Annotated in this window: 10 protein-coding genes; 3 read left to right on the top strand and 7 right to left on the bottom strand. The window is 64.1% G+C overall.

Annotated elements, in window-relative coordinates:
* From ACOJTD_RS15820 to ACOJTD_RS15795, 6 genes are all read right to left on the bottom strand, one after another.
* The coding region (locus ACOJTD_RS15820) for a N,N-dimethylformamidase beta subunit family domain-containing protein (RefSeq protein WP_420133849.1) at positions 1-1741 on the bottom strand (1741 nt) is incomplete at its 3' end.
* A gap of 37 nt (positions 1742-1778) precedes the next feature.
* On the bottom strand, positions 1779-3434 hold the full coding sequence (locus ACOJTD_RS15815) for a branched-chain amino acid ABC transporter permease (RefSeq protein ID WP_420133848.1): 1656 nt from the start codon (positions 3432-3434) through the stop codon (positions 1779-1781).
* Positions 3431-4312 carry a branched-chain amino acid ABC transporter permease gene (locus ACOJTD_RS15810; RefSeq protein ID WP_420133847.1) on the bottom strand — a complete coding sequence of 294 codons (882 nt, stop codon included), beginning with the start codon at positions 4310-4312 and terminating at the stop codon, positions 3431-3433. Before ACOJTD_RS15810 ends, ACOJTD_RS15815 begins: the two co-directional genes overlap by 4 nt.
* A complete protein-coding gene (locus tag ACOJTD_RS15805; protein WP_420133846.1) occupies positions 4312-4977 on the bottom strand; it encodes an ATP-binding cassette domain-containing protein in 666 nt (221 codons plus the stop codon). The genes ACOJTD_RS15810 and ACOJTD_RS15805 overlap by 1 nt, the downstream gene beginning before the upstream one ends.
* Before the next feature lie 74 nt (positions 4978-5051).
* Positions 5052-5789, bottom strand: a complete 738-nt coding sequence (locus tag ACOJTD_RS15800) for an ABC transporter ATP-binding protein (RefSeq protein ID WP_420133845.1) — start codon at positions 5787-5789, stop codon at positions 5052-5054.
* A 16-nt stretch (positions 5790-5805) separates the two neighbouring features.
* Complete coding sequence (locus ACOJTD_RS15795) at positions 5806-7101, bottom strand: ABC transporter substrate-binding protein (protein ID WP_420133844.1); 1296 nt, start codon at positions 7099-7101, stop codon at positions 5806-5808.
* A gap of 207 nt (positions 7102-7308) precedes the next feature.
* On the opposite strand from ACOJTD_RS15795, the gene ACOJTD_RS15790 reads away from it, so the two are divergent.
* The 3 genes from ACOJTD_RS15790 to ACOJTD_RS15780 all read left to right on the top strand — a co-directional run bounded on the left by ACOJTD_RS15790 (position 7309) and on the right by ACOJTD_RS15780 (position 10104).
* Positions 7309-8301 carry an AraC family transcriptional regulator gene (locus ACOJTD_RS15790; RefSeq protein WP_420133843.1) on the top strand — a complete coding sequence of 331 codons (993 nt, stop codon included), beginning with the start codon at positions 7309-7311 and terminating at the stop codon, positions 8299-8301.
* A 267-nt stretch (positions 8302-8568) separates the two neighbouring features.
* On the top strand, positions 8569-9114 hold the full coding sequence (locus ACOJTD_RS15785; protein ID WP_420133842.1) for a DUF2087 domain-containing protein: 546 nt from the start codon (positions 8569-8571) through the stop codon (positions 9112-9114).
* Positions 9115-9144: 30 nt separating this feature from the next.
* Positions 9145-10104: an alpha/beta fold hydrolase gene (locus tag ACOJTD_RS15780; protein ID WP_420133841.1), complete on the top strand. Its 960-nt coding sequence runs from the start codon at positions 9145-9147 to the stop codon at positions 10102-10104.
* A gap of 109 nt (positions 10105-10213) precedes the next feature.
* Here ACOJTD_RS15780 and ACOJTD_RS15775 read toward each other — a convergent pair whose 3' ends face one another.
* Positions 10214-11203: an MBL fold metallo-hydrolase gene (locus ACOJTD_RS15775; protein WP_420133840.1), complete on the bottom strand. Its 990-nt coding sequence runs from the start codon at positions 11201-11203 to the stop codon at positions 10214-10216.
* Positions 11204-11233: the final 30 nt, after the last annotated feature.

Genomic DNA, 11233 nt, shown 5'->3' with positions numbered 1-11233 from the left:
CGCCGGGCCGCGCCTGCCACGCACGCATGCCGGAGTTCAGCTTGCGCACCTCCATGCACCACGGATCTTCGCTGTGGTAGCCGACGTTCCAATAATAGCCATTGCCGCCGAGATAGATGAACCGGCCGCCGGAAGCGATGTAATCCTCGGTGGCGTCCAAAATCTCTTCCGAGATGTATTCCGGATGTGTCCCGCTCAGCACGACATTGTAGGGCTTTAGCGCCTCAATGCCATCGCGGTGCACATCCTCGTCGGTCGTCACCTCGTAGTCGTAACCCATGTGATCGAGCCAGGCGATGATCGACAGGTCCGCAGGAAACTGCCAGGTCACGCCCATCGATGACATGCGGGCCTTCGGCCGCATGTTCAGGATCGGCCGACGATAGGTGCTGTAGCAGACCCCTGCCCCGTCGGCGTGATGATCGTACAGCGACAGGCCGAACTCCGCCGTCTGGTACAACTCGATGTCGACTTCCGACAGGATCGGCGACTGGCCGGCCAGCGGCTGCATGATTTCGGCATCGAAGCTGAGATGCTCGTTGGCATAGGCCAGATAGCTTCCCGTGGGCACCAGGAACAGGATCGGTGCTTTCGGCGTAACCGGCCGGACGAAGAACACGATGTATTCCTCGCGCATCCCCTTGGCGTCGCCAGTCCGCAAGCGGAACGCATAGGCGCCGCTCTTGACGTCCGGCACCTTGATCGAGCGCGTCAGCTCCCATTTGCAATCGATGATGGCGTCGTCGTGAAACTCGATGCCGCCGTATTGCTGTGGCGCCAGCCGAAAGCAATCGTCCCGCCCCTGCCAATTGAAGCCCGTCTGGGCGCGAACTGGGCGGTTGTATCCGACCGCATGCAGCGCATAGGGGCCGGTATCGATCACCTGATCGCCGATGCCGCGTTCGGTATAGCCCTGCGTCGTGTCCCAGAACGCGACCAATCCATTCTGGGGCGGCACGCCGCTGTCACGGTAGCTGTCGAGCTCGGCACGCGTCAGCACGCGATCGAACACCGCGGGGCGGTCCAGCTTGCCGTTCAGGCACTGGGTCACGAAATCGCCCCGCAGCGTGTGGTGATCGCGCGCACCGGCCAGCAGAAACGGGACTTCCGGCGGGTTGACCGGCCGGAACCGCAGCGTCTCACGGACATGCGACCGGAAATCGACATTCGCGACCTTACTCAACAGCGAATTGTAGCGGGTGGAGACTCCCTCCTGATACAGCGTGGCGACACCTGTTTTGGCATCGAACGTCGCCGCGACGAAGTACCAGTTGTTCTTCAGCACCGGCACTTCGGCATCGAGATAGTCAACCTCACCGCCGTCGCCGAAGCCGAATTCGAGAAAACCGTCCGGGTTGAGCCACAACCCGTAGCCGCGATTGCCGAAGGCATCCCACCGCCCGAGCAGACACTGCCGCCGCCCGCCGCCGGGATTGTTGGGATGCACGAAGGTGCACAGGCTGAAGCTGCCGTCCAGCGCCAGGCGCCGTTCGGGATCGGCCACCGTGAGGAACGAGCCGACCTGCGTGAACTGCTTGCGGACGCGCCAGACGCCGTTGGCCTCGGAGGCGATCTCCTCCTCCTTGTAGCCCGGGCCGGCCGGATGCGCATCGCCATGGATCAGACGTACCAACTGTGCGTCGACCACATCGGTGCCGTCCGCGTGCACGTAGAACGAGATGTCGTCGCCCGGTTTGACCGAAATCTTGTCCGCGTATCCAAATATCTTCTTCTCGGCCATGGTGGTTGGCTTCTCCGGCGACTGATCTGAACGGGTCTCAGGTTTCGAGCAGGTCCTGCACGCGGCGCAGGAACAGCGCGTGATAGGCCTCGTCGGGCGTCTCGTAGTTGCGGTCCTCGACCATGCGCGGCGCGGTGCCGCGGTGACCGGACAGCGCGACGATGCGGTAGGCCTTGAATTCCTCCAGCACCATGATGGCGTATTTGTCGATCTGGCCCTGGCGGCGGAAATAGATCAGCAGACGCTCCAGCGCTTCGCTGTGCTGACCGAGAGGCTTGGACTTGTGCTCGGCGATCACGGCGTCCGACACCAGGCGCTTGAGGAAGTCGCGCTGCATCTTGTCGAAGCGGCGGAAATACACCTGATCCTTGTCTTCCACTTCGGTGGCTTCTTCGGGCAACATCTCGCCCCCTTTCTCGGCTCGGGTTGATCGCCTCTCGCTCTTCTTCTTGTCGCGCCAGGCTCGGAACTGCGACTTGATGCCGAAGATGCCGCCGCGAAGAAACAGCACGACGCCGAGCATGATCGCGCCGATCAGCACGAAGCGCAGTGGACCGAGATCAATCAGCACCCGGTCGATGAATACCACGATCAGCGTGCCGGCGACCGCGCCCTCGGCGCGTCCGATGCCGCCGATCACCAGCATCGCCAACGACAGCAGCAGCGTGTCGAACGAGAACAGGTTCGGCGAAGCGCCGCCGAAATGCGTCGCATAGAAGCCACCGATGAAGCCGAGCGCTGCCGAGGAGATCAGGAACACCATGATGCGCGCTCGAATAAAATCCACGCCGCAGGCCTGCGCGAAGCCTTCCTTCTTCTCCTGCGCCATCCGCAGCAGCCGGCCGAGCCGCTTGCCGTCAACGAAGCGGTACAGGACCAGTGCGAGGATCATGACGAATAGCGCGACATAATAGCCGAGCACGAGGCGATTGGTCTGGGGTAGCCCAGCCGGGAGATAGCTCGGCGCACCGTAAAGGCCGCCGGTCGCCGAACCGAACTGGCGCGACTGCACCACATAGACACGGCACAATTCGACGACGCCGAGGGTCAGCAGCGCATAGTAGAAGCCGTCGAGCCGCATCGCCGGCAATGCGATCAGGACGCCGAAGGCCAGACCGATCAGTCCACCTGCCAGAGGCAGCAGCCACCACGGCAAACCCAGCATGATCGCCATGTAGGTCGTGCCGTAAGCCGCCGCGCCGACCACCGCATAGGTGGCGAGCGAGAAGATGCCCGCGGTGCCGACCACCAGCATCCAGCACAGATTGATGGCCGCATAAATCGCGAACACCGAGGCTGCGGACATCACCGTGTTGAACGAGCTCACCGGCACGAACAGCGGCATCAGGAAAAACGCCGCAAGCGCCAGCATCCACCAGATCGGACGCTTGTCGACGATCGTCTTCTCGCGACGCATCGTCTTCGGATTGTATTCGCCGCGAATATTGAGCACGCGCCGGCGCGTCGGCCAGTAGCGCGTCCGGGTCCACAGCGAGCCGCCGTGGCCGGGCCATTTGTAGTAATAGCGCAGGCGACCGACGAGATACATTTTCGGCCGGAACCGTTTGGTCTCGTCCCAGGTGACCTGGTGCGACAGATACGGGTTGGTCACCACCTCGCGCGCCGGGGTTTCCGGATGCTGGGAGTCGGTCGGGTCGATCCAGATCGGAGCTGTCGTATCGGTCATCGTCATGCCTCGCGCGCCTTGTCGAGAATTCCAGAGATGCCGCGCGGGCGGATCAGGAGAACCACGATGATGAGCAGGAATTGCGTGATCAGGACGTACTGGCCGCCGAGGAAGGTCGAGGTCAGCGACTCGTTCACGCCGAGCATGATCGCGCCGATCACGGCGCCTGGAATGCTGCCGAGACCGCCGACCAGCGCGATGCTGAGCCCCTTGATCATCGGCGTGATGCCGCTGAACGGCGCGACGTAATAGGTCTGCGCCAACAACACTGCCGCGAGACCTGCCAGCGATCCGGTCAACGCCATCACGTAGATGCTGGTGCGGCGAACGCCGATGCCGACGATCGAGGCCGCATGAGGGTTCATCATCATCGCGCGGATCTCGAGGCCGCGACGGCTGGAGCGCATCCATAGCAGGATCAGGGTCAGCAGCACGATCGCCGACAGCGATGCGCCGAGCTTGTCGGACGTCACCACCACGCCGAGTATGTCCGCGTTCCAGTTGCCGAACAGCCGCGGCAGCGACTTCGCCCGTGGCCCGAACCACCACAGCAGGATCTGATTGCCGACCAGGCTGATGGCGAGCGTTGCGATCAGCGCGCGCAGCGGGAAGTTCGGCTTGTCGTGGATCGGGATGAAAGCCAGCAGACAGACGATCAGCCCACCGATCGCGCCCGTCAGAATGCCGGCCGCCATCACGACCACCGGATACGGGCTGATGTACACGCTCGCGAGCCATGCGCCGTAGCCTGACAGCGCGAAGACGAAGCCGTAGGCCATGTTGACGAGGCCGAGGCTCGACCAGGTGACCGAGATTCCGATCGCCAGCGTGCCGTAGATGCAGGCCAAGGTGATCGCGTTGGTGACGATGAAGCCCCAGTTCATCAGTTGCGCTCCGTCGTCAGGGTCTTGGATGCCGAAGCCTCGCCCTTGAGCTTGCCGGCGTGCATGCCGATGATGCGGTCGACGCTGCCCTCGAGCAGCGCGACGTTCTGCTCGGCAATCACCATCGCCGAGCCGCCGAGTTCGACCGCCATCAAGGCCTCGACTACCGAGCGGCCGATCTTCGGCGCCAGCCCGAGCGACGGCTCATCGACGAGAAACAATTCGGCATCGGACATCAGGCCCCGGCCGATCGACACCATGCGGCGCTCGCCGCCGGACAGGCGCCCGACTGGTGTCTTCATCAGCTTATCCAGCGGCGGGAAGATCTGCAGAATGCGCTTCTTGCGCAGCCCGCGCTCGGCCCAGGCCCGCTTGGTGAAAGCGCCGCTGTCGAGATGCTCCTCCACCGTCAGGCCGTGGAAGATCTCGTCGCCCTGCGGGATCAACGCCAGTCCGCGCCGGACGATGAGGTGCGTGTAGCGCCCAGGCCCCTGGCTACGGGTGCGGCCGACCTCGAAGCCGTTGAGCTTGATCGAGCCGCGCTGCCAGCCGGTCAGTCCGGCGATCGCCTGGAACAGGGTGGACTTGCCGTGACCATTCAAGCCCACGAGCCCGATCCGCTCGCCGGCGAAAACGGTGAGGTCGAGGTCATGGATGACGCGCATCGGCCCCCACCCCGCGGACAGTCCCCTGACGTCCAGGACCGCGGGACGCGCCGCACTGGTTTCGGGTGCAGCCATCAGTGCAGCCCTCCGCCGGTTTCGGTTTCGAAGTACGCCGCCTTGACGCGCGGATTCTGCAGGATCTCGGACAGCAGCCCCTCGGCGATGGTCTCGCCGGCGTCCATCACCAGGACTCTGTCGGCAATCGTGTCCAGCAATTCCATGCGATGCTCGATCAGCACAATCGCGATGTTCAGCTCCTTGGCCAGCACGCGCATGATGTCGTCGAGCTCATCGATCTCGGAGTTGATCAATCCTGCGGCGGGCTCGTCCATCAGCAGCACCGACGGCCGACGCATCAGAAGGCAAGTCATCAGCAGCTTGCGGCGGTTGAGCGTATCGAGCCGATCCGCCATCGCGCCGCCGGGAATGCGAAAGCCGACCAGGCCGGCTCCCCATTCGGCGTCGTCCGGCGTCAGATATGGCCGATAGGCCTGCCGGGCGGCTTTCAGCACCTGCGCGACCGTCATGTCTTCCGGCACGATTGGTGTCTGATAGGTCCGCCCGATGCCGAGACGCGCCCGCCTGTGCAGCGGCAGTCCGGTGACGTCCTGGCCGTCGTACATCACCGTGCCGCTCTTCGGCGAGATCCGGCCGGAGAGCACTTCGAACAGGCTGGTCTTCCCCGCACCGTTCGGCCCGATGATGCCCATCACCTCGCCCGGCTTCACGTCGAGCGAGATGTCGCGCAGGATCGACCGGCCGCCGAGATCGAGCGCGATCCGGTCACAGGAGAAGATTGCCGATGCCGCCATCGTCATCGACCCGGCGTTACCACCACGGCGCCTTCTGCAGCTTGTTCTCGACGAGCACGTCCGGATAGATGATCTTGTGCTCGCCGTTCTGGACCTGGAAGAACAGCTGGGCCATGCCCTTCTCGAGATCGGCCGCCCCGATCGCGTCACCAGTGTCCGGATAGTGCGCGCATTCCTGATACGGATTGTCCATGCTCATGAAGCCGCACACGCCGCGATACGAGTTCTTGCGGATCCAGTCGCTGACACCCTTGAAGTTCGACGGATCGCCGACCGCTTCCCAGGCCGCCTTGAGATAATAGGTCGTGTCGTAGCCGTTGCCGGTGTAGCAAAGCCCCATGATGCCGGGGAAACGCTTCTTGTACTTGGCCCGGAACGCCTTGCCCTTTTCGTCGGCATAAACACCGAGCACCGTGCTCCAGACGAAGCCTTCCGCGGCGGGACCGGAAAGCTCCAGAAACTCCGGCTGCGACGGGCCGTATTGCAGATACACCAGCGCGCCCTTCAGCGGGTCGGCGCTGTACTGCTTGACGAAGGCCGCATATTCGGCCGCCACCCAGTGGTCGATCATCACCGCGCCGGCACCGATCTTCTTGATCTCCTGGATGACCGGACCCCAGTCCTGGACCGGATACTGGATGTCCGTGATGCCCGCGAGCTTGAACTCACTCTTCGGTAGCGACGCCTGCAACGCCTTGGAAATGGTCTGGTTGTAGGCGATCTGCTCCTGAACGATGTGCACGCCATTGTTCAGCGGCTTCCACGTTCCCTGATCCTTCATCGCCTTCAGGAACACGGGGAACGTGTGCCCGTAATGCACTTCAGACGGGTCGGTCTGGAAGACGTGCGAGTATTTGTCGGGCTGCTTGACGACCAGGTCGGTCATGTTGCGCTGCGTCAGCCCCCACAGCAGCGGGGCTTTATAGCGCGCAGAGACATCCGCGACCGGGATCGGCGTGAACACGAAGGCGCAGGACATCGCATGCACCTTGGCGTCGATCAGCTTGTTGATTGCAACCTGGCCGCTCTCCGGAGACAGCGGATCGATGTCGACCACGACTGCTTTCACCTGACGTCCGAGCACGCCGCCGGCGGCGTTGATTTCCTCTAGCGCCAGCGTCGTGCCGTTGAGATAGTCCTGATGATCAGCAACGCCCGCCTGGGCGGTTTGGGCAGTCGGGACGCCGAGCAGGATCGGATCGGCCGACGCCGCGCGCGTCACGCCGGAGACGAAAGGAGCCGGAAATGCGGCAGCTGCGGTGCCGGCTGACGCAAGTTGTAGCAATTTACGACGTGAGACCTTGCCGACCATAAGACCTCTCCTGACAGGCGTCCCCCACGGGCGCCGCTGTTTCAAGAATGAGGACATCTTAGGTAGCTGATCGGAAGCCGGTCTTTCACTGGAAGGCACTGTCTCTACAAGACCAGTGCACTGCTAAACACAAAGCTTCTCCGAGCCGCTAATCAGCGGCATAGTTCTTGCGTGCGAAGGCCTACCCGTTCGTTCGAGGTCACCGCGATGAGTCAGAGGAACCACTACTCGACCGGCTCCCTGTCCGGCTCCGAAAGTATCGCCGCATGGCGCCAGGCGATGGCGGAAGTCTATTATCGCCTCGATATTCAGGCCCGCCAGGACGATCGGGTGGTCGGCGAACTGATCGACGTGCAGTTCGGGTCGATGGGCGTGTCGAACTTCAAGGCGGATGCCCAGCGCGTGATCAGGCGCAAGGAGTCGGCCAAGATCGACCAGTCCGAAGACTTCGTATTTCTGTTTCCGACCCGGAAGGGCCTGCAATTCGAGCAGCGCGGGCGTTCGGGGCTGGCCATGCCCGGCGCCGTCTTTCTGCTCAACTCTGCCGAAGACTATGTCGTCGACGTTCCCGACGGCTCGGAGAACATCACGATCAAGATCGACCGCGAATTGCTGATCGATCGGGTCAAGGGCATCGACGGGCTTTGCGCGACGATGAACATCGGAAACTCAAAGCTCGTTCCGGTTGTCGCGACGCTTGGAACGCAACTGCTGAGCCTCCCGCCCGGCGAGCACGCCGACAGACTGCAGCAATCGGTGATCGATCTGATCTGTCTGATGCTCGACCTGCGGGAGTCGCCGAAGGACGGCACTATCGTCCGGCAGAGGCTGGCGTCTTCCCTATTCAGCCGGATTGATCAGTTCCTGCAGCACAACCTCGAAGATCACGAGCTGTCTCCCGATCAGGCGGCTCGTGAGCACAAGATCTCGGTGCGCTACCTGCACAAGATCTTTCATTATCACGGCACATCGTTCGGGCAGCGGCTGCTTGAACTCAGGCTGCAGCGTGCCCGCCAACTGATCGTCCGGCACGGCGGCGCCGGCCACGTCAACCTCGGCCAGGTCGCCTATGAATGCGGTTTCACCAGCCAATCCTACTTCTCGACCTGTTACCGCCGGCGCTTTGGGCTGACGCCGCGCCAGTCCGGACAGCTTGCCACGAGGAGCGAGACCATCGCTCCCGGCGAGCCGTCGACATGAGGTCCTTCGACGCCTTCAGCTGACGATAGCGACCCACGTTCCCGATGTCGCTCGCTCGCCGACCGCTGCGGGACTACACGCACTGCTTGCAAAGCCATCATCGAAGGTGTATTGCCCCGCGCACTGGTCGGCAGTTCACCAAGGCGTCGCTGCCCCGCGAGGGGAGCTAAACCTGCCACGTTTTCTGATCGGCAGACACTTGTCCCGTGCCGCGTCGAAAGTCAGCGACCATCGACTTGTCCGTTCGGCACGATCGAGGATGAGGTCATGACCCGCACTGTTTTCCCCTACTCCGCCCAGGATGTCTCCGCACTGGCGCGCGCACTCAATCGCGAGCTCGACGCCCAGGGCCACAAGCTCGGCCATGTCGAAATGCTGAACCTGCTGGCGCGTTCGGCCGGTTTCCGCAACTTTCAGCATTTTCGCGCCCAGCACGAAGCCGGCGACCGTCTCGCACGCGAGCCGGAGCCGACGCCGGCGATTGATCATCAGCGCGTCGAGCGCGTCGCGCGGCATTTCGATGCCGCCGGCAGTCTGCTGCGCTGGCCGTCGAAAGCGAGCCACGCCGAACTCGGGCTTTGGGTGCTGTGGTCGCGGATTCCGCGTGGCCGTGAGCTCAGCGAGAAGCAACTCACGGCGCTGCTCGCTGGCCATCACAGTTTTGGCGACCACGCGCTGCTGCGCCGCGCACTGTGCGACCAAGGCCTGATGACGCGCACGCCCGATGGCCGGATCTATCGCCGCATCGAGCAGCGGCCACCGGCCGAGGCGCTGGCGCTAATCCGCCACCTCGCCCCGCGCCTCGCCGCCTGACACCGCCCGCGCTTTTCTGAAGAGGCAATCATGTCTGCTCCCGTATCCGGCGGGCGCGCGGCTTTGCGCGCGCCTCCGCCCACTCCCATTGTTGTTTCCACCGCTTGTGGCCCGATCGAACTGATCGACCGCGGCACCGGCCCCGCCATCCTCGCGCTGCACGGCGGCATGGGCGGCTGCGACCAGAGCCTGTTACTGGCCCGCGCCGCGCTCGGCGACGATCCGCCATATCGCATCCTGGCGTTATCGCGGCCGGGCTATCTAGGTACGCCGCAGAGCAGCGGCGCGACGCCCGAAGACCAAGCCGATCTCTATGCGGCGCTGCTTGACGCGCTCAAGATCGGGAGGGCGACGGTCATCGCCGTCTCGGCAGGCGGTCCCTCTGCTCTGCACTTCACGCTGCGCTATCCCAGGCGCAGCTCTGGTGTCGTGTTGATCTCCTGCTGCACCGGCACGCTCGACGTACCCGAGCAGGTCCGCGCACGGCTGCCAATGATGCAACTGATAGCCCGCCTGCCGCCGCTGGTCGCCCTGTTGCGTTGGGCGGCACTTCGCGATCCGGAAAAGTCCGCCCGCCGCTCGATCCGTGATCCAGCGCTGCGTGCGCTGACGCTGGCCGATCCGGCCGCCGGTGCGATGCTGCGCGAACTGCGGGCGAGCGTATTCACCCGCATGGCCGAGCGCCTGCCCGGCACGGTCAGCGATACGGCTTACTTCGCGGAGATGGATGCAATCGACGTTTCGGCCTTAACAGCGCCGCTGCTGGCGATTCACGGCACCGCCGACAATGTCGTGCCGTTCGCCCACGCGAGCCGCGTTGCGAACGGGGCGCCCCGCGGCGAACTGATGGCGATCGAAGCCGGCGAACACGTCAGCCTGTTCACGCATCTCGATCAGGTGCGGATGCGGGTGAGCGAGTTCGGGGCGAAGTGCGGCCACATCGGCAGCGCGCTCCCTCGCCCCGCTCTTGCGGGGAGAGGGTTGGGGTGAGGGGCAGGCGGCGAGTCGATGCGCTCGACCGCGGAGAGACGCCCCCTCACCCGCCCGGCTTCGCCGGTCGACCTCTCCCCTCACGCGGGGAGAGGTTAAGTCGCGAGCCTCAGATCACCGGGCTCCACGGCGCCGGCACCAGCCGATAGCCGGTGCCGTCCTTTTGCACGTAGCCGTTCGCCGGGAACGGATAGTGGAAGCCCTGCACCCGCATCTTGTCGGCGACCAGCATGTCGTAGACCTTGCGGCGGGTGGTCTCGGCCTGGGCGGGGTCCTGGTCGAACATCAGGTGCCAGCCCGGATTGGTGACGAACAGCGCCGGATGGTTGGTGACGTCGGACTGGATGAACACCTTGTCGGCGCCGGATGACAACACGAAAGAGGTGTGGCCCGGGGTGTGGCCGACGGCTTCGACCGCGAGCAGACCCGGGGCGACATCCTTGCCCCACTCATAGGGCGTGACCTTCTTCTGCAGACCGGCCTCGAACACCCGGCGGGCATTCTTGAACACGCCCTGCATCCGCTCGCCGGAAGCGCGGCTCATCTCGCCGTCGTCCATGAAGTACTTCCACTCGGCCGCCGGCACGAGGATCTCGGCGTTCGGGAACGCCGACTGGTTGTCGGCGGTGAGCAGGCCGTTGATATGGTCGGCGTGGAAGTGCGAGATCACCACGATATCGACCGCCTTCGGGTCGAGCCCCGCGGCCACCAGATTGGTGGCGAACTGGCCGACATTGCCCTTGCTGGACGCGAACGCGCCCGGGCCGTTGCCGGTGTCGACCACCACCAGCTTGCCGCCGGTGTTGATCGCCAGCGGCGCGAAGTTGATGGTCATCTTGTCCTTCGGCATGAAAGCCTGCTCGAGCGCAGCATTGACCTCGTCCTTCTTGGCATTGAGGACGAAGCCGTCCGGCAGCGGGAAGGTGTTGGCGCCGTCGGAGACCACGTTCACCTGGGCGTCGCCGACCTTATAGCGATAGAAGCTCGGCGCCTGCTTGTCGGCAAGCGGCGCAGCGGCCTTTGTGGGGGCTGACGTCATGAGCGGAGACGCGGCGAGCACGGCGGCGCCTGCAAGAGCCTGGCGGCGTGACATATCCATTATCGATCCCTCCAAGATGAAGATTGCCCG

The sequence above is a fragment of the Rhodopseudomonas sp. genome (genome assembly GCF_048594845.1).
Classification (GTDB): Bacteria; Pseudomonadota; Alphaproteobacteria; order Rhizobiales; family Xanthobacteraceae; genus Rhodopseudomonas.
This window is presented reverse-complemented; position numbering and strand designations above follow the sequence as displayed.